Source organism: Pseudomonas neuropathica, assembly GCF_051174785.1.
Taxonomy (GTDB): Bacteria; Pseudomonadota; Gammaproteobacteria; order Pseudomonadales; family Pseudomonadaceae; genus Aquipseudomonas; species Aquipseudomonas neuropathica_A.
In genome coordinates, this window is sequence record NZ_CP195111.1 from 2,467,027 (window position 1) to 2,491,523 (window position 24,497).

The following is a 24,497-nucleotide window of genomic DNA, read 5'->3' on the forward strand; positions in this document are numbered from 1 at the left end:
GCGCCAGTCCAGCCAAATCGCAGGATTACAGCTTGTCCAATGTCACTCCGCCAGCCTCTGTGAGCAGCACCCCACCGGCGCCCGGCTCGTCCCTGCGCGGTACATTAAAGGGTGCGCTGGCGACGCTTGTGCTTTTGTTGCTCGCATTGCTGTTCTGGCAATTGCTCGATCAACTGCGCGAAACCCAGAAAAACCAGCGCCAGTACACCATCGATTACACCGCCGACCTCGCCTCGCAGGTCAGCCTGAACATGGCGCTGAACGCGCAAATCGCGCTCAACCTGCTACCGATTGTCGAACAACCGCAATCAGCCGACGAACAGCAGGCGCTGCTGCGCAAGCTCCAGCAGTCGCTGCCCGACCTGCGCAGTCTCGCGTTGCTCAGCCCGTCCGGGCGAGTGATCAGCGACAGCGCGACTGACAGTCACGATGCCGACTACCTGACCGAACTGGTCCGCCGCAGCCGCGCACAGGCGCATTATTTCAGCAATGCCGATGACGGCTCGGTGGTGCATCTGTTGCTGCATCAGGCCAGCGGCAGCACGCGCGGTTATTGGGCGTTGCGTCTGACCCCGACGTTCTTCGACTCGCTGACCAAGCAAAGCGAGACCGGCCTGCGCCCACTGTGGCTGGTGGAAAACCGCCTCAACCATCAGATCATCAGTCGCGACGAAGCACAGTCCTCAGCCAGGCCCGGCGTCTTGAGTCCAGACGACATGGCCAACACGGTGTTGACCGTGCCGCTGAGCAGCAGCGACTGGCAGTTGCGTGGCCTGTTCGACCGCCAGCGCGTACTCGAAGAACTGCTGCCGGCGTTTATCGGCAAATGCCTGTTGGGCCTGGCGTTCTCGATGCTGCCGGTGATTGCACTGTTGAACATGCGCCGCCGCCAGCGCCAGCTGCATGAGGGACGTCGACGCTATCAGGACATCTTCGAAGGCACCGGGGTGGCGTTGTGCGTGCTGGACCTGTCCGGGCTGAAGCAGGTGTTCGACAAGGCACAGATCCAGACCAGCGACCAACTCAAGGCCTGGCTCGACCAACCGCAGCAGCGCCAGCAACTGCTACAGGAATTGCGCGTCACCGAGGTCAACCAGGTCGCCTTGCAACTGCTCAACGTCAACTCCTGCGAGCACGCCTGGCAACTGCTGATCGACGGCCATCCTCAGCGCCAGTGCGCCATCGGCAATCAAGTGCTCGACGCTGTGCTGCAGCAACAAAAGCAGCTGGAACTGGAAATCAAACTGCCGGACATCAATGGCCGTGACCAGCACCTGTGGATGGTGTTGCGTCTGCCGACCGAGCAGCACGACTATAAAGCCGTGATCCTCAGTATCAACGACATCACCAGCCGCAAGCTGATCGAACTGTCGCTGCTCGAACGCGAAGGTTTCTGGTCGGACGTGGTGCGCACCGTGCCGGATCATCTGTATGTGCAGGACGTGATCAGCCAGCGGATGATTTTCAGCAATCATCATCTCGGCCAGACCCTCGGCTACAACCGCACCGAGTTGCACCAGATGGGTGAGTATTTCTGGGAGATCCTGCTGCACCCGGAAGACGCCGACTATTACCATCGCTCGCGGCAGATGCAGCGTCACGCCGGTTACAGCCAGTTGCTGCAATGCCAACTGCGTTTCCGTCATCGCGACGGCAAGTGGCGGCGCTTCGATATCCGTGAGCAGGCACTGGCCCGCGACAAGCACGATCAGGTTACGCGGATCATCGGCGTAGCCAAGGACATCACCGAACAGATCGAAGCCAGCGAATCCCTGCGCGACAGTGAGCAGCGTTATCGCATGCTCGCCGAAAGCATCAGCGACGTGATCTTCTCCACCGACAGCAAGCTCTCGCTGAACTACGTCAGCCCGTCAGTGCAGGCTGTGCTGGGGTACGACGCCGAGTGGATTTTCCAGAACGGCTGGCAATCGACCATCGCCAACCCGCAGCAACTGAGCGGCATCTACACGCTGATGGATCGCGTCAGCAAAGCGCTGGACCAACCCGAGCAACTGGCCGTGTTGCGCAGCCAGGTGCAGACGCAAATGTTCCTGTTCGATTGCCTGCGCGCCGATGGCCGCAAGATCCCGATCGAGCTGCGTCTGGTGCTGGTATGGGACGAGCATGGCGCGTTCGAAGGCGTGCTCGGTGTCGGTCGCGATATCAGCCAGCAGCGCCGTGCCGAAAAAGACCTGCGCATGGCTGCCACGGTTTTCGAGCACTCGACCTCGGCGATTCTGATCACCGACCCGGCCGGCTACATCGTGCAGGCCAACGAAGCCTTCAGCCGCGTCAGTGGTTACGCGGTGAGCGAGGTGCTCGACCAGTTGCCGAACATGCTCACCGTCGACGAACAACAGGACGCGCATCTGCGCTACGTGCTCAAGCAACTGCATCAGCACAGCACCTGGGAAGGCGAAGTCTGGCTCAAGCGCCGTAACGGTGAGCATTACCCGGCGTGGGTCGGCATCACCGCGGTGCTCGACGACGAAGGCGATCTGGCCAGCTATGTGTGCTTCTTCAGCGACATCAGCGAGCGCAAGGCCAGCGAGCAGCGGATTCACCGCCTCGCCTATTACGACGCCCTGACCCATCTGCCGAACCGCACGCTGTTCCAGGATCGCCTGCACACCGCGCTGCAATCGGCCGAACGGCAGAAGTCGTGGGTGGTGCTGATGTTCCTCGACCTCGACCGTTTCAAACCGATCAACGACTCCCTCGGCCACGCTGCCGGCGACCGCATGTTGAAAGACATGGCCACGCGCCTGCTGGCCTGCGTCGACGACGACGACACCGTGGCACGCATGGGCGGCGACGAATTCACGTTGCTGCTGCAACATCGCTCCAGCCGCGAAATGGCATTGAACCGGGCGATTCATGTCGCCGAACAGATTCTCGGCAGCCTGGTGCGGCCGTTCGTGCTTGAAGGCCGTGAGTTCTTTGTCACCGCCAGTATCGGCATCGCCCTGAGTCCGCAGGATGGCAACGAACTCAGCCAGTTGATGAAGAACGCCGACACCGCGATGTACCACGCCAAGGAACGCGGCAAGAACAACTTCCAGTTCTATCAGGCCGACATGAACGCCAGTGCGCTGGAGCGTCTGGAGCTGGAAAGCGATTTGCGCCATGCCTTGGAGCAAAACGAATTCGTCCTGTATTACCAACCGCAATTCAGCGGCGACGGCAAACGCCTGACCGGCGCCGAAGCGCTGTTGCGCTGGCGCCATCCGCGTCGCGGGCTGGTGCCGCCGGGGGATTTCATTCCGGTGCTGGAAGAACTGGGGCTGGTGGTCGACGTCGGCGATTGGGTGATCAGCGAGGCGTGCCGTCAACTGAAGACCTGGCACCAGAATCGTGTACGCGTGCCAAAAGTGTCGGTGAACATTTCGGCGCGACAGTTCTCCGATGGTCAGCTCGGCACGCGGATCGCCACGATCCTGCGCGAAACCGGCCTGCCGCCGGCGTGTCTGGAGCTTGAACTGACCGAAAGTATCCTGATGCGCGAAGTCAGCGAAGCGATGCAGATTCTTGCCGGGCTGAAAAACCTTGGTCTGAGCATCGCGGTCGATGACTTCGGCACCGGTTACTCATCGCTGAACTACCTCAAGCAATTCCCGATCGACGTGCTGAAGATCGACCGCACCTTTGTCGATGGCTTGCCGTCCGGTGAGCAGGACGCGCAGATCGCCCGGGCGATCATCGCCATGGCGCACAGCCTGAATCTGGCGGTGATCGCCGAGGGTGTGGAGACCCATGAGCAACTGGACTTCTTGCGCGAACATGGCTGCGATGAGGTTCAGGGCTATCTGTTCGGGCGGCCGATGCCGGCGGGGCGGTTTGAGGCGCAGTTCAGTAATGACGCGCTCTTTATGTTCGACTGAAGATCGGCGGCGCGGCATTCGCGAGCAGGCTCGCTCCCACAAGGGATTGATGTCGGTCAGAAAATCGCAAGAGCACCCCGGTTACTGTGGAAGCGAGCCTTCAAAAGCACCGCACATCTGTCATGAACGCCACTTGTCTGCGACATGATGTCGTTTCATATGCCATCCAAAACCCATTGGGTTAGAATGCCCCCCTTTTCTGCCCCCGATCCTTGAGGACCGCCATGTTCAGCCGTGATTTGACTATTGCCAAGTACGACGCCGACCTTTTTGCCGCTATGGAGCAAGAAGCTCAGCGCCAGGAAGAACACATTGAGCTGATCGCTTCGGAAAACTACACCAGCCCAGCGGTGATGGAAGCTCAAGGCTCGGTCCTGACCAACAAGTACGCTGAAGGCTACCCAGGCAAGCGTTACTACGGTGGTTGCGAGTACGTCGACATCGTTGAGCAACTGGCCATCGACCGCGCCAAAGAGCTGTTCGGCGCCGATTACGCCAACGTTCAGCCGCACGCCGGCTCGCAAGCCAACGCTGCTGTTTACCTGGCACTCCTGCAAGGTGGCGACACCATTCTGGGCATGAGCCTGGCCCACGGTGGTCACCTGACCCACGGCGCCAGCGTTTCCTCCTCCGGCAAGCTGTACAACGCCGTTCAATACGGTATCGATGCCAACGGCCTGATCGACTACGACGAAGTCGAGCGTCTGGCTGTAGAGCACAAGCCGAAAATGATCGTGGCCGGTTTCTCTGCCTACTCGCAGATTCTGGATTTCCCGCGCTTCCGCGCCATTGCTGACAAGGTTGGCGCTTACCTGTTCGTCGACATGGCTCACGTAGCCGGTCTGGTGGCTGCTGGTGTTTACCCGAACCCGGTGCCTTTCGCTGACGTCGTGACCACCACCACGCACAAGACCCTGCGCGGTCCACGTGGCGGCCTGATCCTGGCGCGCGCCAACGCCGACATCGAGAAGAAGCTGAACTCCGCGGTATTCCCGGGCGCCCAGGGTGGCCCGCTGGAGCACGTGATCGCCGCTAAAGCGATCTGCTTCAAGGAAGCGCTGCAGCCAGAGTTCAAGGCCTACCAGGAACAAGTGGTACTGAACGCCCAGGCCATGGCCGAAGTGTTCATCGAGCGCGGCTTCGACGTAGTTTCCGGTGGTACCAAGAACCACCTGTTCCTGCTGTCGCTGATCAAGCAGGACATCTCCGGTAAAGACGCCGACGCCGCTCTGGGCAAAGCGTTCATCACCGTGAACAAGAACTCCGTACCAAACGACCCACGCTCGCCGTTCGTCACTTCCGGCCTGCGCTTCGGTACTCCGGCCGTGACCACTCGCGGCTTCAAGCAAGCCGAGTGCAAAGAGCTGGCCGGCTGGATCTGCGATATCTTGGCTGACCTGAACAACGAAGCGGTGATCGACGCCGTTCGTGAGAAAGTCAAAGCCATCTGCAAGAAACTGCCGGTATACGGCGCTTGATTGCGACGTTAAATCCGCAGCATGAAAAACCGGCCAAGTGATTGGCCGGTTTTTTTTCGCCTGAATATTTTCAAACGCCTGAACCGCTCAAGAATGGGACTTGTCGCACAACTGGTCAGACCGGTCATGCCAATTCGTCATTTTTCACTTGCGATCATGGAAAATCAGCGCCTAGACTGCGCCTGCACTGGACATACCGGTAAGACCACAATAATTAAGTCCTGAATCTGATGTGCTCCGCACTCGGCAACCAGGACACCGACCAGGATTCCTCCCATGCTCAGATGGTGCTCGCGTTCAATCTTCCTCCAAGTGGTTCTCGGACTGATGCTCGGCATCGTCTGCGGGCTGACCCTTCCTGAATACTCGGCCCAGCTCAAACCGCTCGGCGACGGCTTCATCAAACTGATCAAGATGCTCATCGGCCTCATCGTGTTCTGCGTGGTGGTCAGCGGCATCAGCGGTGCCGGCGATTTGAAGAAGGTCGGGCGCATCGGACTCAAGTCGGTGATCTACTTCGAAGTGTTGACCACCATCGCTCTGGTGATCGGCCTGGTCTTCGCCTTCAGCACCGGCATCGGCAGCGGCGCGAATATCCATCTCGAGCAACTGTCTGCGGCCGACATGGGCGATCTCGCCGAACGCAGCCAGCACATGCACACCACCACGCAGTTCCTGATGGACCTGATACCGACTTCGGTGATCGGCGCCTTCGCTGACAACAACATCCTGCAAGTGCTGCTGTTTTCAGTGCTGTTCGGTAGCGCGTTGAATCTGGTCGGCGAAGCGGCTTCCGGGATCTCGCGCCTGATCAACGAGCTGAGCCACGTGATCTTCCGCATCATGGGCATGATCGTGCGTCTGGCGCCGATCGGCGTGTTCGGCGCCATCGCGTTTACCACCAGCAAATATGGCCTCGATTCGCTGCAGCATCTGGGTAGCCTGGTCGGTTTGTTCTACCTGACCTGCATCGCGTTCGTCAGCGTGATTCTCGGTCTGGTGATGCGTGCGTCCGGCCTGCGTATGTGGCCACTGCTCAAGTACCTGCGTGAAGAGCTGTTGATCGTCATGGGCACCGCCTCGTCCGACGCTGTGCTGCCGCAGATCATGCGCAAACTCGAACACCTGGGCATCGGCAGCTCGACCGTAGGGCTGGTGATTCCCACCGGCTACTCCTTCAACCTCGACGGTTTCTCGATCTACCTGACCCTCGCCATTGTGTTCATTGCCAATGCCACGGGCACACCACTGGCTATGACCGACTTGTTGACCATTCTGCTGGTGTCGCTGATTACCTCCAAAGGCGCCCATGGCATTCCCGGTTCGGCGCTGGTGATTCTGGCGGCCACGCTGACGGCGATTCCGGCGATCCCGGTAGTCGGTCTGGTACTTGTGCTGGCGGTGGACTGGTTCATGGGCATCGGCCGGGCACTCACCAATCTCATCGGCAACTGCGTCGCCACCGTCGCCATCGCCCGTTGGGAAAAAGACATCGACGTACAACGCGCCAACAAAGTACTCAGCGGTCAGCAGGGCTACACCTTTCAGCCGCGTAAACCAGCAACTCCGGCGCACCAGCAGGAGTTCTGATTTAACCCTGCAGGAGCTGTCGCAGACTTCGATTTTTTGATCTTGAGTCTGCGGCTATCTCCCACAGGCACATGGAGCAAGACAAGTGATCACCACATCAACCGTCGTCAACTCAGTCGTAGAAAAACTCCGCGCCGCCCTCGCCCGTGGCCAATGGCGCTCCGGTGAGATGCTGCCGGGCCAGCGTGAACTGGCAGAACAACTGGGCATCAGCCGCCCGAGCCTGCGCGAAGCAGTAATCGTCCTGGAAACCCTCGGCCTCGTCCGTTCGATGCCGGGCAAAGGCGTGGTCGTGCTCGATGCGCAATCGAGCGACAGTCAAAGCCACGACAGTGCGGTGGCCGGTGCCAGCCTCGAAGACGTGCTGCAACTGCGTTACACCCTTGAGCCGTTCATCGTTGGCCTGGTCGCGCAATCGATCAGCAGCAAGGAAGTCGGCCAGTTGCGCCTGACTTTGATGGACATGCGTGAAGCCCTTGAAGCCGGCGACAGCGACGCCGGGGTCAGCGCTTACATCGCCTTCCACGAAGAGCTGTTCACCCTGACGTCGAATCCGATTTTCCAGAGCGTCGTGCAGCAAACCAGCAACGCCCTCAAGCAGAGCGCCGAGGTGCTGCGCAATTCCCCTGAACACTTGGCTGAACGTCTGGAAGAAAACGAAGCCGTGGTTCGTGCCATCCGCAGCAAGAACAGCGCCCAGGCCAGCGCCGAAATGCGTCGACATATTTTGCGCGAAGGCCAGCGGATGGGGATTGAGTTGAATATTCCGGAAGACAACCTGAGTCGCTGATTTCTATTGGAGACAGGCCATGAACAGTTTCGCTTCACCGTCGCAAACCCAATCGACTACTGCGCCCCTGCCCTTCTCCCGCCTCCGCGAACCGGCAGAGGGTCTTTATCCGCGACTGTTTGACGCGATTCTCGAACAGCGCATCGATTCGGCCAGCCGTTTCACCGAAGACAGTTTGAAAGAGATGTTCTGCGCCAGCCGCGCCGATGTGCGGCGGGTGTTGACGCAGTTGTCGCTTGAGCAGGTCATTGTGCTGCGCGCCAATCATCGGCCGCGTGTCGCCGCACCTGATCGGGAGCAAACACGGCAGACGTTGCATGCACGGCGGCTAGCTGAAAGTACGCTGGTGCGACTGGCGTGTCAGCGTCCGCAGGCTGACAGTTTGAAACGGCTGCGTGGACTGATTGAGCGTGAGCGTCAGGCGATTGAGCAGGATCGGCGCGGCGCGGCGATTCGCTTGTCGGGGGAGTTTCATCTGACGTTGGCGCAGATGGCGGGGAATGCACCGTTGGCGCATTTTCTTGGCAGTCTGGTGCCGCTGACGTCGTTGGCAATTGCGCGAAGTGAGCGTCAAACGCACAGCTGTTGCGCATGGCAGGAGCATTTGGCCTTGGTTGAAGCGGTGGAGAATCGGGATGTTTCCAAGGCCGGGATGCTGATGAATCGGCATCTGGATCAGCTTGAGCAGACACTGCTGGGTTCAGACCTTGAGCAATGTGCTGTCAGTTAGATCGCCTTCGCGAGCAAGCTCGCTCCCACAGTGAATTGCATTCGACTGACAGAGTGCGGTCGACTGTGGGAGCGAGCTTGCTCGCGAAGAGGCCATCACTGACAACCAAGATCCATCAGGCAGAAGCGACTTTGGCAAACCCCGCCCGAATCTTCTCTTCCGGCAACTCATCAGCAATAAACACAATCACACTTTCCCGCGCCTCACCCTCGGCCCATTCAGTGTCCCAGTCGAAACCGTAAAGCTTCAACACACCCTGGAACACCAAACGCCGATCCTCACCTGCGATGTTCAGCACGCCTTTGTAACGCAGCAATTGCTTGCCGTGTTCCTCGAGCAACTCATTCATGAATTCACTGAGCTGATCGATATCCAGCGGCTGATCGGTGCGCAGTACCAGACTGGAAATACGATCGATCGACGGCGCCTTGCCCACCGGACGCAAATTCAAACCACCGCCGAAATCAGCATTGAGGTTGAAGCCGCGTACATCGAGCAATTCCGCCAGATCAATGTTGCCGTGCTTGACCACACGGATCGGCGCGCGACGGTTGATCCGCGTCAGGCGTTCGCTCAGCGCATTGAATGTCGCTTCGTCGACCAGATCGGTCTTGCTCACCAGCAGACGATCGGCAAAACCGATCTGCGCCTGAGCGATGGTCTGGGTCAGGTGCACGTCCGCGTGGGCGGCATCGACCAGGGTGATGATGCCGTCGAGCAGGTAACGCTCGCGCAGTTCTTCGTCGATGAAAAAGGTCTGTGCCACGGGAGCCGGATCGGCCAGACCGGTGCACTCGATGACCAGACGATCAAAGGCGATCTCGCCACTGTCCAGGCGCTCAAGCAGCAGGTACAGCGCCTTGGTCAGGTCAGTGTGAATGGTGCAGCACACGCAGCCGTTGGCCAGGGTCATGACTTGCACCGGTTCATCACCCAACAACTGAGTGTCGATACCGGCGTCGCTGAATTCGTTTTCGATCACGGCGATTTTCAGGCCGTGCTCGGCTTTCAGAATATGGCGCAGCAAAGTGGTCTTGCCGGCACCGAGGAAACCGCTGAGTACCGTTACAGGTATGGGAGAAGACAAAACTGATCCCCTTCACAAAATGAATGAACAACACAAAAACAACTGTGGGAGCGAGCCTGCTCGCGAAAGCGGTGTGTCAGTCAAATCATTCATCAACTGACACTCCGTATTCGCGAGCAGGCTCGCTCCCACAGGGGGATTACCTCAACCGCAGGCTGTCAGCTCAACAGCACTTCGGCCCACCCTTGCCACCGTAACGGGCTTCCTGACGTTCGCGAAAGAACATCTCGTAGCTCATCACCGGTTTGTCCGGGTGCTTGGTTTGCATATGCTCGACGTAGGTGTCGTAGTCGGGCATGCCGACCATCAGGCGCGCGGCCTGACCGAGGTATTTACCGAGGCGACTCAGGTCATTGAACATGGTGCAATCCTCTGGTTACGCATCCGGCAGAGCCTGGAATGGCGATTCTTTATCCGTACGTTCTTTTTTGCCCCAGGCGGCGATGCCGACCTTGAGCGCATAGAACAGGATGCTGAAGACCACGAACAGGAACAGCGCGGTGAGCGTTGCGTTGGTGTAGGCGTTGAAGATCACGTGCTGCATCTGCTCGACGCTTTTTGCCGGTGCCAGCACCTGACCATTGGCCAGCGCATCGCTGTATTTCTTGGCCAGCGACAGGAAGCCGATCGCCGGGTTGGCGTCGAACAGTTTGATGAAGCCCGCGGTCGTGGTGCAAATCAGCAGCCAGGTGGCTGGCAGCAGGGTGACCCAAATGTAGCGCTGACGCTTCATTTTGATCAGGACCACGGTGCCGAGCATCAGCGCGATACCGGCCAGCATCTGGTTAGAGATACCGAACAGTGGCCACAGGGTATTGATGCCGCCCAGTGGATCGATCACGCCCTGGTACAGCAACCAGCCCCACATCGCCACACAACCGGCAGTGGCGATCAGGTTGGCGGTCCACGATTCGGTGCGTTTCAGCGCCGGAACGAAGGAGCCGAGCAGATCCTGCAGCATGAAACGTCCGGCACGGGTACCGGCGTCGACAGCCGTCAGAATGAACAGCGCTTCGAACAGGATCGCGAAGTGGTACCAGAACGCCATGGTGTTTTCACCCGGCAGGACACTGTGCAGGATCTGCGCGATACCGACCGCCAGGGTCGGCGCACCGCCGGCACGGGCCAGAATGGTGGTTTCGCCAATGTCATGCGCCACGGCTTGTAGCGCTTCTGGCGTGATCGCAAAACCCCAGCTGGAAACCACTTGCGCAACCGAAGCGACATCACTGCCGACCACAGCGGCCGGGCTGTTCATGGCGAAGTACACGCCAGGCTCGATCACCGAAGCGGCGACCATGGCCATGATGGCGACGAACGACTCCATCAGCATGCCGCCGTAACCGATGTAACGGGCGTTGGTTTCGTTATCCAGCAGCTTCGGCGTGGTGCCCGAAGAAATCAGCGCGTGGAAACCGGAAACCGCACCGCAAGCGATGGTGATGAACAGGAACGGGAACAGACCGCCCTTCCACACCGGGCCAGTGCCGTCGACGAACTGGGTCAGCGCCGGCATTTTCAGCTCGGGCATGGTGATCAGAATGCCGATCGCCAGAGCGACGATGGTGCCGATTTTCAGGAACGTCGACAGGTAGTCGCGCGGTGCCAGAATCAGCCACACCGGCAGCGATGCCGCGACAAAACCGTAACCGACCAGCATCCAGGTAATCTGCACGCCGGTGAAGGTGAACGCCTTGGCCCACACCGGATCAGCGGCAATCTGCCCACCCAGCCAGATCGAACCGAGCAGCAGCAATACGCCGACCACGGAGATCTCGCCAATGCGGCCCGGGCGGATGTAGCGCATGTAAATGCCCATGAACATCGCGATCGGGATGGTCGCCATCACGGTGAAGATGCCCCACGGGCTCTCGGCCAGCGCTTTAACCACGATCAGCGCCAGCACCGCGAGGATGATGATCATGATCAGGAAGCAGCCAAACAGCGCGATGGTGCCGGGCACGCGGCCCATTTCTTCACGCACCATGTCGCCCAGGGAACGGCCGTTGCGCCGGGTCGACATGAACAGAACCATGAAGTCCTGCACCGCGCCCGCCAGCACCACGCCGGCAATCAGCCAGAGCGTGCCGGGCAAGTAGCCCATCTGCGCCGCCAATACCGGGCCGACCAGAGGTCCGGCGCCCGCGATCGCGGCGAAGTGGTGCCCGAAAAGAATGTGTTTGTTGGTCGGCACATAGTCCAGACCGTCGTTGTTGAGCACGGCGGGGGTGGCCCGACGTGGATCAAGTTGCATCACGTTGTTGGCGATGAACAGACTGTAGTAACGGTACGCAACCAGATAAATGGCCACAGCGGCGACCACAATCCACAAGGCGTTGATCGCCTCGCCGCGGCGCAATGCCACTACGCCCAGGGCGCACGCTCCTACGATTGCCAGCAATAGCCAGGGTAAGTGGCGTAGCAGGCTATTATTATTTTTCATTTTATTATTCCAGCCAGGGTGGACAAGAAAGACAGCCACCCCGAGTTTAGCGCTTACGGCGCCAAAGGCCATACCCCGACGTTGGTCTAGACGCTTTAGCGATTGGCTGGCGCCCGCATTCGCGGTCTATAGTCAGCGAACCTTCATGAGGATTGCGCCATGAGCGAGCACCCCGCCAATCGACGTCGTTTCAAACGTATTGCGTTCGATGCCAGAACCGAGCTGAGTCAGGGGCAGTTTATGTGGCCGGTGAAGCTGATTGATCTGTCGCTCAAGGGGCTGCTGATCGAACGGCCTGAGCCGTGGCTGGGGGATGCGGAGAAGGATTTTTTCGTCGACATTCACCTGAGCGATGACGTCGATATCGAGATGGATGTGCATCTGGCCCACGAAGAAAATGGCCAGCTGGGCTTTGTCTGCCGACATATCAGCCTGGAATCGATCCAGCGCTTGCGGCGCCTGATCGAGCTGAACCTGGCTGACGAGGCCGAACTCGAGCGCGAACTGGGCGCCCTGATCGAAATCTAGCCATCAATACAAATCCCCTGTGGGAGCGAGCCTGCTCGCGAAGACGGTGTGTCATTGAGCAATGATGCCGACTGACACGGCCCCTTCGCGAGCAGGCTCGCTCCCACAGGTTAGGCGTTCACTCAAACAATGCGTCGAGGGCCTGTTCGAGGCGGGTCACGGCAATGATCTGCAAGCCCGGCGGGGATTCCTTCGGCGCATTGCCCTTCGGCACAATCGCCCGCTTGAAGCCATGCTTGGCCGCTTCCTTCAACCGCTCCTGACCGCTCGGCACCGGACGCACTTCACCAGACAGCCCGACCTCGCCGAACACCAACAGATCATGCGGCAACGGTCGGTTGCGCAGACTCGACATGACCGCCGCCATCAACGCCAGATCAGACGCCGTTTCCAGAACCTTCACCCCACCGACCACGTTGAGGAACACATCCTGATCGTGAGTCGGAATTCCGCCGTGGCGGTGCAAAACGGCAAGCAACATCGCCAAACGGTTCTGATCCAGGCCCAGCGTCACCCGACGCGGGTTGGCCAGATGACTGTCATCGACCAAGGCCTGCACTTCAACCAGCATTGGCCGGGTGCCTTCCCACGTCGCCATGACCACACTGCCCGGAACTTCTTCCTGCGCACGGGTGAGAAAAATCGCCGAAGGGTTGGAGACTTCTTTCAAACCCTTGTCGGTCATGCCAAACACACCCAACTCGTTGACCGCACCGAAACGGTTTTTCACCGCGCGCAGCAGGCGCAAACGTCCGTCGGATTCGCCCTCGAAATACAGCACGGTGTCGACCATGTGCTCCAAGACGCGAGGACCGGCGAGCGCGCCTTCCTTGGTAACGTGGCCGACGAGGAAAATCGCCGTGCCGCTCTGCTTGGCATATCGCACCAGCAGCGCCGCGCTCTCACGTACCTGGGAGACGCCGCCGGGTGCCGATTGCAGTTGTTCGGTGAAGATCGTCTGGATCGAGTCGATCACCATCACCTTGGGCTTTTCCTGACGGGCCGTGGCGATGATGGTTTCGATGCACGTTTCGGTCATCACCCGCAGTTGATCCTGCGGCAAGCCGAGACGCCGGGCGCGCATGGCCACTTGCTGCTGGGACTCTTCGCCGGTGACGTAGAGGGCCGGCATGCTTTTGGCGAGATTGCACAGGGTCTGCAACAGGATCGTCGATTTGCCGATGCCCGGATCACCACCGATCAGCACCACCGAACCGTCGACCAGACCGCCGCCGAGGACCCGGTCCAGTTCACCGGACGCGGTGGAGAAGCGCGGAATCTCTTCGATGCTGACTTCGGCCAGCGTCTTGATCTGCGCCTGCTGCCCGGCCCAACCGGTGCGGCCGGTCGGCGCCGTGGCGCCGCCGCTTTCGATCATGGTCTCGGTCAAGGTGTTCCAGGCACCGCACTCACCGCACTGCCCGGCCCACTTGGGAAAGGTTGCGCCGCACTCGGTGCAGCCGTACATGCGCTTGGCCTTGGCCATCAGAACCCCCGACAAAAACCGCGATGATAACGCACGGGCCGTCGATCAGCGCGGCGCGGCACTACGGATTTCGCCACTGGCCAGACGCGCGGCGCTATTGCCCAACGGATCTTCGGCATTCAGGTCAGCGCCCTTGGCTTGCAGAGCATCGAGCAACTCCAGACGCTTGAACAACCCGGCGTACATGGCCGCCGTCTGCCCGGCGCCGTTACGCTGATCAGGGCTGCAATCGGTTGCCATCAGGCGCCGGGCGATCTGTATTTCACCTTTGAAAATCGCGCCCATCAGTGCCGTGTTGCCGCGTTGGTCCTGGGCGCAGGCATCGGCGCCGGCAGCAAGCAAACGTTCCACGGCCGCAGCCTGACCGTGATAGGCCGCCAGAATCAGCGCGGTGTAGCCCTTGCTGTCGCGGGTGTCGAGGGAATAACCCGACTCGATGAACGTATCGAGCATCGGTACATCACCGCGCCGGGCTGCGTCGAAGTAGTAGTCCTGCAGTTGGGCCTTGATCGCCTCAGGACTTTGTTCGACCGGTGCTGCCCACGCCGCGAACGACAGGCAACCGGCCAGCAGTAAAAGACAGGTGCGCATCAGCAGTCTCCTTGCACGGAACGGGGCCCGAGTCAGGCCCCGTATGCACTACGTAGTGATCAGTCGAGCAATTTGGCCGCGAGTGCCTTGACCCGACTCAGGTCGCCTTTGGCCACTTCCGTGACGCCGGTGCCGTATTCCGGATCGGCCTTATAAAGGAAGGACAGGATGATGTGCTTGCTCTCGTCATCGGTGCTGGCCAGCGAGCCGCCGAAGCTGTCGATCAGGTCACGGCGCTCTTTCTTGCTGAACGAGCGATACAGGTCACCTGCCTGCTTGAAGTTCTGCTCACGCTGGATCTTCGCTTGCTGAGTGCTGCCCGACAGCGCCGACTGGCTGTAACGCGCGCTTGGCGTCTCTTCGCGCGGTTGCAGACGGCTCGGCTGATAGTTCACACCCGAGTTGCTCGCGCCGAAGTTCATCGCACCGTCCTGATTGCCATTGTTCACGGCAACTTTTGCCGCGTTGATTGGCAATTGCAGTGCATTGGCCCCCAAGCGATACATTTGCGTATCGGCATAAGAGAACACTCGACCTTGCAACAAACGATCTTCGGAAGGCTCGATACCCGGAACAATATTCGCTGGTGCCATGGCCACTTGTTCGGTTTCCTGGAAAACATTTGCCGGATTACGGTTCAACACCATTTGTCCAACTTTTCGTTCAGGAATACCTGGCCAGATCTTGGTGGCGTCTAATGGATCGAAATCAAACTTGGACAAATCTTGTGGCTTCAGCACTTGAATGTACAAGTCCCACTTCGGGAAGTTACCTTTATTAATGTTGTTCACCAGGTCATTGGTCATATGACTGTAGTCTTGACCCTGAACCTTGGTGACTTGTTTTGGCGTTAGATTATTAATCCCCTGCAAGCTTTTCCAGTGAAACTTGACGTAATTAACTTCGCCCTTGGCGTTGATCAACTTGTAAGCATGTACGCCATTGCCATCCATCTCTCGATAACTGGCTGGAGTTCCCGAGTTCGAATACAACTCGGTCAGCGTACGAGTGGCTTCGGGTACATGGGAAAAGAAGTCGAATCGACGTGAGTCGTCATCGAGGTTAGTCCGAGGATCGGGTTTGAACGCGTGCACCATGTCGGGAAACTTGATCGCATCGCGGATGAAAAAGGTCGGGAAGTTGTTGCCCACCAGGTCCCAGTTGCCGTCGGCCGTGTAGAACTTGGTGGCGAAACCTCGTGGATCACGCAGGGTTTCCGGCGAATGATTACCGTGCACCACGGCAGAAAAGCGCACGAAGACCGGTGTACTTTGGCCGGCGGCGAACACCTTGGCCTTGCTCAGATCACTGAGGTCGTTGGTCACCGTGAAGGTGCCATGGGCGCCGGTGCCGCGTGCGTGAACCACACGCTCGGGAATGCGTTCTCGATCAAAACGCTGCAATTTCTGGATCAGTTGAACATCCTGCAGCAGCACCGGGCCGCTGGCGCCGGCGGTTTGCGAGTTCTGATTGTCGCCGACCGCGGCGCCGTTATCGCGAGTCAGAGGCGCTGCGTTTACGGAGAAGGTCAGCAGGCTGGCGGTGAGTACACCGAGGGTGTGGCGACGGGGAAAAGCCCCCAGTCCAAGTGCGGAAGTCATATCAGGATCCTCTGGTTTTTTGGGGCGCATCCAGGTGCGCCAACCCAAGGCTAGAGGCCTGTGGCGTCGAACATAAATAGAAAGAACGTAACGCCATGATTGAGAAAATTAGCTTTATGATCAGCGATTTACGGGATATTTCGCGCGCGATTGCTGGCACTTTGCAAACTAATCGTCGATTGATGTGTCGATAAAAACGGGCATTGTAAGAAGGTGTTTCGCGCAGGACGCGTTTTGCTGATTTACACTGCGTACACCAAACTCATCTGTAACAAGGAAATAACTATGGGCGTGCTAAGTGAGTTCAAGGCCTTCGCGGTCAAAGGCAATGTGGTCGACATGGCCGTCGGTATCATCATCGGTGCCGCCTTCGGCAAAATTGTTTCGTCGTTTGTTGGTGACGTGATCATGCCGCCAATCGGCCTGTTGATCGGTGGGGTGGACTTCAGTGACTTGGCCATCACGCTCAAGGCCGCCGAGGGCAATGCCCCCGCGGTCATGCTGGCTTACGGCAAGTTCATCCAGAGTGTGCTGGACTTCGTGATCGTCGCGTTCGCGATATTCATGGGGGTCAAAGCCATCAACCGCCTCAAACGCGAAGAGGCCGTAGCGCCTACCCTGCCACCGGTTCCGACCAAGGAAGAAGAGTTGCTGGGCGAGATCCGCGACTTGCTCAAGGCCCAGAACACCCGGCCCTGAATTCTGTGCACGATAGAACCAACGGCGCCTCCGAGGCGCCGTTTGTTTACCAGTAGTTTTCCACCGCCACCTGCCCGGGCCGACGAGTCAGGCTGAGGCTCATATGGCGTTTTTTCAGTAATGCGCGCGTGTCATCAATCATTTGTGGATTGCCGCACAGCATGACTCGCGAGTGCTGCGCCGACAGCTCCACGCCCGCTGCGCGCTCCAGCTCACCGCTTTCAATCAATGTGGTGATCCGCCCGTGCAGTGCACCGGGGTGCGCTTCGCGCGTCACCGTCGCGATGAACTGCAATTTGTGCGCATATTCGCTGAGGTAGTCACGCTGCGTGAGTCCGGCAATCAGCTCCTGATAGGCCAATTCCCGCGCTTCGCGCACGCTGTACACCAGAATGATGCGCTCGAATTTTTCCCAGACTTCGAAGTCCTGCAAAATCGACAGAAATGGCGCCACCCCGGTGCCTGTGGATAACAGCCATAAGTCTCGCCCGTCGACGAAGCGATCAAGGGTCAGGTAGCCGAATGCCTGGCGATCCACCAGCAGTTGGTCGCCGACCTGCAGCCGACTTAGCTCACTGGTGAACTCCCCGCCCGGCACTACGATGGAAAAGAACTCGAGAAATTCGTCAAAAGGCGACGACACCATCGAATAAGCGCGCCAGACGATGCTGCCGTCAGCTTTGCTCACACCAAGCCTGGCGAACTGTCCGGCGCGAAAACGAAAACCGGCATCGCGGCTGGTGCGCAAGGTAAACAGGCTCGGAGTCATGGGTTGGACATCGAGCAACGTCTGCGTGGTGTACTTCTCTGCGCTGGCAGTCATGGGACACTCCATTGAACGATTGCCGACAGTGTCGCGCAAATTAACTGGTCTAAACACTGATGATTGGTAATGACATTCAATCAATTAATCAAGTCGGCAGTATTATCAGATGACAGCATCAATATAAAAATCGCGCCCCCTAAGAACGCTTTATGGATATTTGGCTATCTGCAATCTCGAAAAAATTTAAAGCTTATTGTAAGAAACATCCTACACTTCGTTGCGTGCCGGATCCTTTGGATCCATTCGGCGCCCCCCCCGCAACGCCAATGGAGTGTTCAGAGATGGAAACGTGGAAGGAGTCACAATTAAAAAGACTGACTTTTGCCAAAGGAGTAGAGACTGCCTATCCGATATTATTGCAGTTCGCCGAAAATCTCGGATTCAATTTTTGTGCAATTTCAGTTGTTTCACTGCATCGGGATATGCCTCTTAAAACCTTGCAAATCAATAACTACCCTGATGAATGGAACTCGCAATATGAAAAAAACAATTACAGCAAAGTTGACCCATTAATAGCACATTGCAATCATTCAATGACACCGATTGTCTGGTGCGAATCGGTATTTTCAGATGCCCGGCAGTTATGGCAAGGATTGCAGCAACACGGTATTCAACATGGCTGGTCACAGTCATTCCATCATGAGCAAAGTGGCTTGTGCAGCATTATCAGCCTGGCGCGCAAACACTGTGCGATCAGTCCTCTGGAGCTGTATGAGCATTTTGGTTATATGTTCTACGCCACCAGTCACCTGAGTGAGCTGTTTGCCCGAACCCTGCCGCGAGAGTCTCTCAAACCTCGTCAGCCGCACCTTTCGCCACGAGAACTGGAGGTTTTGCAACTGTCTGCGGGTGGCAAGACCGCTTATGAGATCTCGAAAATCCTCAGCCTGAGCGAGCGCACCGTGAACTATCACGTGCAGAACGTCATCGAGAAGCTCAATGTCTGCAACAAGATTTCCGCGGTCATCGCGGCCGCCAGAGCCGGGATCATCTAATCGATCAGCCTTGCCCCTCATAGAAAACTTGCGGGTAATAAAGACGAAAAAAACGTACCATTCCAGACCTTCCTGAGTGATGACGCAAACGTTAAGCGTTGTATTTCACTCGGTCGGTTCCGCTGCACAATGTCAGGGCTGCGGAACACCCCGTTGATTACCCTGAGTCCCCGCCCCATGCCTTTGCTTGATACGCCCTTCGCCCAGCTCGATCTGATCCGCCAGCCTGAACAGCAGAATGAACCGCTGCAAGCCTTCGATGCCGCCGACGAATACCTGCTCAACCATCTGGCGGCGCAGCAACCGACGGCCGACACCCGCGTATTGGTGCTCAACGACAGCTTCGGTGCTTTGGCTGCCAGCCTGTCGGGCAAGGTTAATGTCAGTAGCAGTGGTGACTCATTTCTGGGTTTTCAGGGACTGGAGAAAAACCTGCTGCGCAATGGCCGGGCGTTTGACGCGGTTCGCGGGATACCCGCCAGCGAACCATTGGTCGGACCGTTCGATCGTGTGCTGATCCGCGTGCCGAAAACTCTCGCGCTACTGGAAGAACAATTGATCCGCTTGCAAGGGCAACTCGCGCCCGGCGCTGAAGTGATCGCAGCGGCGATGGTCAAACACCTGCCACGCGCTGCCGGTGACTTGCTTGAGCGCTACATCGGCCCGGTACAAGCCTCGCTGGCAGTAAAAAAGGCTCGGCTGTTGATCGCCACGCCAGAAGAAAAAGTCCCGGCCGTGTCGCCCTACCCTTCGCGGTATCGCCTCGACGAGCCGGCGATCGAGCTGCTCAATCACGCCAACGTGTTTTGCCGCGAAGGCCTGGACATCGGCACCCGCGCCTTCCTCCCGCACCTGCCGAAAAACCTTGGCAGTGCCCGAGTCGCCGATCTGGGCTGTGGTAATGGCGTGCTGGCCATCGCGAGTGCGCTGCAAAACCCCGATGCGCATTACACGCTGGTCGACGAATCGTTCATGGCGGTGCAATCGGCTGCCGAGAACTGGCGCGCAGCGCTGGGTGATCGCGAAGTGATCGTGCGGGCCGGCGATGGTCTGGCCGGGCAGGAAGCACAATCGCTGGACGTGGTGCTGTGCAATCCGCCGTTCCATCAGCAGCAGGTGGTTGGTGACTTCCTGGCCTGGCGCATGTTTCAGCAGGCGCGCGAAGCACTGGTAGTGGGCGGCGCGCTGTACATAGTCGGCAACCGTCATCTGGGTTACCACAGCAAACTGGCGCGGCTGTTCCGCGGCGTCGAGCAAGTGGCTGCCACGCCGAAGTTCGTGATCCTCAAAGCGCGCAAGTAAACCTTCAGGCAAAAAAAACCCTCCGTGAGGAGGGTTGCAAAGCCGTTCCCGAAGGCGCCGGGACGGGGATGATTCAGTGCGTGGTCAGACCTGCCGCGTTCATGAACATGCGCATCAGGCTGGCGGCGATAAACAGCACGCCGACGCTACCGACCCAGATCAGGGCCAGCCAGCCGAGCCGCTGCCACAGCGGTTTTTTTTCGGCTTCTTCAATGTCGTGCAGGGAATGTTTGCCGGTCATTATTGCGATCCTCAGTCAGATCGATGGCGCCGCTACCGACGCCATCGCGGGCAAGCCCGCTCCCACGGTTTTAGTGATAACCGTCTTCATGGGTGACCTTGCCGCGGAACACGTAGTAGCTCCAGAAGGTGTAACCCAGGATAAACGGGATGATGAACAACGTACCCACCAGCATGAAGCCCTGACTTTGCGGCGGTGCGGCGGCGTCCCAGATCGAGATCGACGGCGGCACGATGTTCGGCCACAGGCTGATACCCAGACCGCTGTAGCCGAGGAAGATCAGCACCAAAGTCAGCAGGAACGGCATGTAGTTGGCATTGCGCGCCACGGCGCGGATCAACCCGTACATCGTCACCAATACCAGAATCGGCACCGGCATGAACCAGAACAGGTTCGGCATGCTGAACCAGCGGGTGGCAATATCCGGATGGGCCAGCGGCGTCCAGATACTGACGATACCGATCACGGCCAGCAGTACGAAAGCCAATGGCCGTGCCAGGTCATGCATCTGTTCCTGGAGCTTGCCTTCGGTTTTCATGATCAGCCAGGTGCAGCCGAGCAAGGCATAGGCCACCACCAGCGCGGCGCCGCAGAACATTGTGAACGGCGTCAGCCAGTCCAGTGAGCCGCCGGCGAACTGCCGATTGACCACCGGCAAGCCGTCGATGAACGCGCCCAGCGCCACGCCCTGGAAGAACGTTGCCGCCACCGAGCCACCAATAAACGCCTTGTCCCACAAATGGCGCTTGTCGTCCTTGGCCTTGAAGCGGAACTCGAACGCCACGCCACGGAAGATCAAACCGATGAGCATGAAGATCAGCGGCAGGTACAAGGCCGACAACACCACCGAATAAGCCAGCGGGAATGCGCCGAACAACGCTGCACCGCCCAGCACCAGCCAGGTTTCGTTGCCGTCCCAGACCGGGGCGACGGTGTTCATCATCACGTCACGATCGACTTTGCCCGGGATGAACGGGAAGAGAATCCCGATCCCCAGGTCGAAGCCGTCCATGACCACGTACATCATGATGCCGAAGATGATGATCACGGCCCAGATCAGCGGAAGATCAATACCCATGAGTCAAATCTCCTTGGTCACGCGAATGTCGTCGTCGCAGTGATCGGCATCGGCCGAGTCGTCGGCAGCGGACAACGGACGGGCCGGTGTGCGTTTCTTGCCCGGACCACCGTCCGGCGTTTCCGTGCCTTCGCTGATCTTCGGCCCTTTGCGCACCAGACGCATCATGTAGCCCAGACCTGCGCCAAACAGCGCGAAGTACACCACCACAAACATGATCAGGGTGATGCTCATCTGCATGAAGCTATGGTTGGAAGACGCATCCGCCGTGCGCATCAGCCCGTAGACCACCCACGGCTGACGGCCGATTTCCGTAGTGAACCAGCCAGCCAGAATCGCAATCAGACCGGACGGCCCCATCCACAGCGCCAGATACAGGAACGGACGCGAGGTGTAGAGCGAGTCGCGCTTACGCAGCCACAAACTCCACAGACCGGTGAAGATCATCAGGAAACCGAGGCCGACCATGATCCGGAACGACCAGAATACGATGGTCGAATTCGGCCGGTCTTCTGGCGGAAACTCCTTGAGCGCCGGCACCTGTTTGTCCAGCGAGTGAGTCAGGATCAGGCTGCCGAGGTAGGGAATCTCCACGGCGAACTTGGTCTTCTCTTCTTTCATGTCCGGCCAGCCGAACAGGATCAGTGGGGTCGCTTCATCACCGTGGTTTTCCCAGTGACCTTCGATCGCAGCAATTTTTGCCGGTTGATGTTTGAGCGTGTTCAGACCATGGAAGTCGCCGATGACTGCCTGGATCGGCGCGACGATCAGCGCCATCCACATCGCCATCGACAGCATGGTGCGGATTGCCGGGTTGTCCTTGCCGCGCAGCAAGTGCCAGGCCGCCGAGGAGCCGACGAAGAAAGCTGTGGCAACGAACGCAGCGGTCGCCATGTGCATCAGGCGATACGGGAACGAAGGGTTGAAGATGATTGCCAGCCAGTCGGTGGGAATCACCTGACCGTTAACGATTTCGAAGCCCTGCGGGGTCTGCATCCAGCTATTGGAGGCGAGAATCCAGAACGTCGAAATCAGCGTGCCGATCGCCACCATGACCGTGGAAAAGAAGTGCAGACCGCGCCCGACCTTGTTCCAGCCAAACAACATCACCCCGAGGAAACCGGCCTCGAGGAAGAACGCCGTGAGCACTTCATAGGTCAGCAACGGCCCGGTGACGGCGCCGGCGAAGTCCGAGAAGCGGCTCCAGTTGGTGCCGAACTGGTAGGCCATGACCAACCCCGAGACCACGCCCATACCGAAGTTGACGGCGAAGATCTTTGACCAGAAATGGTAGAGGTCACGGTAGGTGTCGTTACGGGTTTTCAGCCACAGGCCTTCGAGTACCGCGAGGTAACTCGCCAGACCAATGGTGATGGCCGGGAACAGGATGTGGAACGAGATGGTGAACGCGAACTGAATTCGGGCGAGATCTAGTGCCTCTAAACCGAACATATGGCTTCCTCTGTCAGGTAATACCGGCTGCGGACCCGGAGGCCTGCACCCACTGCCCCCACGGATATGGAGTGCGGCGAATTCTGATTCGTTCTTTTTAAACAACCATCGCAACGCAGGGAGTCTGGCCAACTGGCCACCGGATCAATTCCTTGTGGGTCTTGATCTGGATCAAGCAACGTTGAAAGAGTAGTCCCATTTTTGCCGATGAACTGCGTGGTCGTTTGCCGCGTGACAAGTTGCCTCATAACCGTGGCAACGCTCTGCAACAAATCCCCGGAGCGCTGGCAGCGTGGAAAACAGTACAGATCGCGAGGGCGACAAAAATCCCCGAACAGCAGAATTCATCTGCACCGCAAAAAAAATCGATGTCTGGCTAACTAAATTTTTTGTCATAGCAACTTCCTGTTACAGACTGGTGATAACCTCGCGGTTCCCCTCGAGCCAGACCTGCCTTCAGATGCCCAGCCAAGAGCCCCTGCTGTTACGTCATCACCGCCCATTTCTCGCTTTCTGGTTCGCGCGGATCTTTACCGCCAGCGGATTTCAGATGCTCACTGTGGCAATCGGCTGGAACCTCTACCAACTGACCGGCAACGTGCTCGATCTGGGTCTGGTCGGCCTGGTCGAATTCGCGCCGCGTGTGCTGTTTATGCTGCACACCGGACATGTGGCCGACCGCTACGACCGGCGCAAAGTGGCAGCAATCTGTCAGTCGTTGCAGGCGTTGATCGCCTTGGCGCTGGCGATTGGCAGCGCCACCGATCACGTGACTCGCGAGATGATCTTCATCCTCGCCTTTCTGCTTGGCGCGGCGCGTTCGTTCGAGATGCCGACCACTCAGGCACTGCTGCCCAGCATCGTGCCCAGCGCGCTATTCCCACGGGCAGTGGCAGCGGCGCAGTCAGCGCAGCAGTCGGCAACGATCGTCGCCCCGGCGCTGGGCGGTTTGCTCTATGCGTTCGGCAGTGTCTGGGTTTATGGCCCGACGGTGCTGCTCTATGTGATCGCCTGCAGCCTGATGCTCAACCTGCCCGCGCGGCAAACGCCGTTGAACAAAGGCAAAGCCACACTGGATTCGTTGCTCGCGGGGATTCGCTTCATTCGCAGCCGCCCGGACATTCTCGGAGCGATTTCGCTGGATCTGTTTGCGGTGTTGCTCGGCGGCGCCACGGCGCTGCTGCCGGTATTTGCCAAAGACATTCTGCTGACCGGGCCGTGGGGCCTCGGCCTGCTGCGTTCGGCACCGGCAGTCGGTGCACTGGGGATGTCGCTGTTCCTCGCGCGGTTTGCCGTGGAGCGCAATGTCGGCCGGGTGATGTTCACCGCAGTCGGAGTGTTTGGCGTCGCGACCATTGCCTTCGGCCTGTCGACCTCATTCTGGTTCTCCCTGGCGGTGCTGGTGGTGCTCGGCGCGGCGGACATGATCAGCATGGTCATCCGCGCGTCTTTCGTGCAGCTGGAAACCCCGGACGAAATGCGCGGCCGGGTCAGCGCGGTGAACGGGCTGTTTATCGGTGCTTCGAATCAGTTGGGCGAATTCGAATCCGGCGTCACCGCCCACTGGTTCGGCACGGTGCCGGCGGTGGTCATGGGCGGGATCGGCACGCTGGTGGTGACCGGGACGTGGATCAAGTTGTTTCCGACATTGGCTAATCGCGATCGCATGCATGTGCCGGTGGAAGAAGTGAAGGTCTGA

At 58.8% G+C, this 24,497-nt stretch carries 20 protein-coding genes; 10 read left to right on the forward strand and 10 right to left on the reverse strand.

From position 1 onward, the window contains the following. The first annotated feature begins 32 nt into the window (after positions 1 to 32). The 5 genes from morA (at position 33) to ACRRSD_RS11205 (ending at position 8,469) form a co-directional block, all read left to right on the forward strand. Positions 33 to 3,881: a cyclic di-GMP receptor MorA gene (gene morA / locus ACRRSD_RS11185; RefSeq protein WP_435038088.1), complete on the forward strand. Its 3,849-nt coding sequence runs from the start codon at positions 33 to 35 to the stop codon at positions 3,879 to 3,881. A gap of 224 nt (positions 3,882 to 4,105) precedes the next feature. Then, complete coding sequence (glyA, locus tag ACRRSD_RS11190; protein ID WP_007909785.1) at positions 4,106 to 5,359, forward strand: serine hydroxymethyltransferase; 1,254 nt, start codon at positions 4,106 to 4,108, stop codon at positions 5,357 to 5,359. A gap of 276 nt (positions 5,360 to 5,635) precedes the next feature. Beyond that, entirely contained in the window at positions 5,636 to 6,949 is a 1,314-nt protein-coding gene (locus ACRRSD_RS11195) for a C4-dicarboxylate transporter DctA (protein WP_150694652.1), read from the forward strand. 85 nt (positions 6,950 to 7,034) lie between these two features. Next, positions 7,035 to 7,739 carry a FadR/GntR family transcriptional regulator gene (locus tag ACRRSD_RS11200; RefSeq protein ID WP_435038089.1) on the forward strand — a complete coding sequence of 235 codons (705 nt, stop codon included), beginning with the start codon at positions 7,035 to 7,037 and terminating at the stop codon, positions 7,737 to 7,739. Between the two features lie 19 nt (positions 7,740 to 7,758). Further along, positions 7,759 to 8,469, forward strand: a complete 711-nt coding sequence (locus ACRRSD_RS11205) for a GntR family transcriptional regulator (protein ID WP_435038090.1) — start codon at positions 7,759 to 7,761, stop codon at positions 8,467 to 8,469. 115 nt (positions 8,470 to 8,584) lie between these two features. Here ACRRSD_RS11205 and yjiA read toward each other — a convergent pair whose 3' ends face one another. The 3 genes from yjiA to ACRRSD_RS11220 all read right to left on the reverse strand — a co-directional run bounded on the left by yjiA (position 8,585) and on the right by ACRRSD_RS11220 (position 11,999). Further along, positions 8,585 to 9,556 (reverse strand): GTPase, encoded by a 972-nt coding sequence (gene yjiA, locus ACRRSD_RS11210; RefSeq protein ID WP_435038091.1) that lies wholly within the window; start codon positions 9,554 to 9,556, stop codon positions 8,585 to 8,587. A gap of 163 nt (positions 9,557 to 9,719) precedes the next feature. After that, the gene (locus ACRRSD_RS11215; protein ID WP_003228401.1) at positions 9,720 to 9,917 is read right to left on the reverse strand and encodes a YbdD/YjiX family protein; all 198 of its coding nucleotides are present in this window, start codon (positions 9,915 to 9,917) and stop codon (positions 9,720 to 9,722) included. 15 nt (positions 9,918 to 9,932) lie between these two features. Next, a complete protein-coding gene (locus tag ACRRSD_RS11220; RefSeq protein WP_435038092.1) occupies positions 9,933 to 11,999 on the reverse strand; it encodes a carbon starvation CstA family protein in 2,067 nt (688 codons plus the stop codon). Between the two features lie 159 nt (positions 12,000 to 12,158). Between ACRRSD_RS11220 and ACRRSD_RS11225 the strand changes: the two genes are divergently transcribed. Further along, positions 12,159 to 12,527, forward strand: a complete 369-nt coding sequence (locus ACRRSD_RS11225; protein WP_435038093.1) for a PilZ domain-containing protein — start codon at positions 12,159 to 12,161, stop codon at positions 12,525 to 12,527. A gap of 118 nt (positions 12,528 to 12,645) precedes the next feature. On the opposite strand, the gene radA is transcribed toward ACRRSD_RS11225, so the two are convergent. Genes radA through katB form a run of 3 tightly spaced genes read right to left on the reverse strand, consistent with a single transcriptional unit; the run spans position 12,646 to position 16,205 of the window. Further along, positions 12,646 to 14,013, reverse strand: a complete 1,368-nt coding sequence (radA, locus tag ACRRSD_RS11230) for a DNA repair protein RadA (protein WP_007909773.1) — start codon at positions 14,011 to 14,013, stop codon at positions 12,646 to 12,648. A 45-nt stretch (positions 14,014 to 14,058) separates the two neighbouring features. Next, a complete protein-coding gene (locus ACRRSD_RS11235) occupies positions 14,059 to 14,604 on the reverse strand; it encodes an ankyrin repeat domain-containing protein (RefSeq protein WP_435038094.1) in 546 nt (181 codons plus the stop codon). 59 nt (positions 14,605 to 14,663) lie between these two features. Then, positions 14,664 to 16,205, reverse strand: coding sequence for a catalase KatB (gene katB, locus ACRRSD_RS11240; protein ID WP_435038095.1), 1,542 nt, complete (start codon positions 16,203 to 16,205; stop codon positions 14,664 to 14,666). A gap of 285 nt (positions 16,206 to 16,490) precedes the next feature. Here katB and mscL point away from each other — a divergent pair, with 285 nt between their 5' ends. Next, a complete protein-coding gene (gene mscL, locus ACRRSD_RS11245) occupies positions 16,491 to 16,904 on the forward strand; it encodes a large-conductance mechanosensitive channel protein MscL (RefSeq protein WP_007909770.1) in 414 nt (137 codons plus the stop codon). Positions 16,905 to 16,950: 46 nt separating this feature from the next. Here mscL and ACRRSD_RS11250 read toward each other — a convergent pair whose 3' ends face one another. Continuing rightward, on the reverse strand, positions 16,951 to 17,727 hold the full coding sequence (locus tag ACRRSD_RS11250) for a ferredoxin--NADP reductase (RefSeq protein ID WP_435038096.1): 777 nt from the start codon (positions 17,725 to 17,727) through the stop codon (positions 16,951 to 16,953). Positions 17,728 to 18,011: 284 nt separating this feature from the next. On the opposite strand from ACRRSD_RS11250, the gene ACRRSD_RS11255 reads away from it, so the two are divergent. Both ACRRSD_RS11255 and ACRRSD_RS11260 read left to right on the forward strand, forming a co-directional pair. Continuing rightward, positions 18,012 to 18,725, forward strand: coding sequence for an autoinducer binding domain-containing protein (locus ACRRSD_RS11255; RefSeq protein ID WP_435038097.1), 714 nt, complete (start codon positions 18,012 to 18,014; stop codon positions 18,723 to 18,725). A gap of 177 nt (positions 18,726 to 18,902) precedes the next feature. Then, positions 18,903 to 20,027: a methyltransferase gene (locus ACRRSD_RS11260; protein WP_435038098.1), complete on the forward strand. Its 1,125-nt coding sequence runs from the start codon at positions 18,903 to 18,905 to the stop codon at positions 20,025 to 20,027. 73 nt (positions 20,028 to 20,100) lie between these two features. Here the strand turns inward: ACRRSD_RS11260 and ACRRSD_RS11265 are convergent, their stop codons facing one another. The 3 genes from ACRRSD_RS11265 to ACRRSD_RS11275 all read right to left on the reverse strand — a co-directional run bounded on the left by ACRRSD_RS11265 (position 20,101) and on the right by ACRRSD_RS11275 (position 22,798). Further along, the gene (locus ACRRSD_RS11265) at positions 20,101 to 20,268 is read right to left on the reverse strand and encodes a DUF2474 domain-containing protein (protein ID WP_016773090.1); all 168 of its coding nucleotides are present in this window, start codon (positions 20,266 to 20,268) and stop codon (positions 20,101 to 20,103) included. Between the two features lie 70 nt (positions 20,269 to 20,338). Next, the gene (gene cydB / locus ACRRSD_RS11270; protein ID WP_007909749.1) at positions 20,339 to 21,346 is read right to left on the reverse strand and encodes a cytochrome d ubiquinol oxidase subunit II; all 1,008 of its coding nucleotides are present in this window, start codon (positions 21,344 to 21,346) and stop codon (positions 20,339 to 20,341) included. A gap of 3 nt (positions 21,347 to 21,349) precedes the next feature. Beyond that, on the reverse strand, positions 21,350 to 22,798 hold the full coding sequence (locus tag ACRRSD_RS11275) for a cytochrome ubiquinol oxidase subunit I (RefSeq protein WP_435038099.1): 1,449 nt from the start codon (positions 22,796 to 22,798) through the stop codon (positions 21,350 to 21,352). A 460-nt stretch (positions 22,799 to 23,258) separates the two neighbouring features. On the opposite strand from ACRRSD_RS11275, the gene ACRRSD_RS11280 reads away from it, so the two are divergent. Next, entirely contained in the window at positions 23,259 to 24,497 is a 1,239-nt protein-coding gene (locus ACRRSD_RS11280) for an MFS transporter (RefSeq protein WP_095121678.1), read from the forward strand.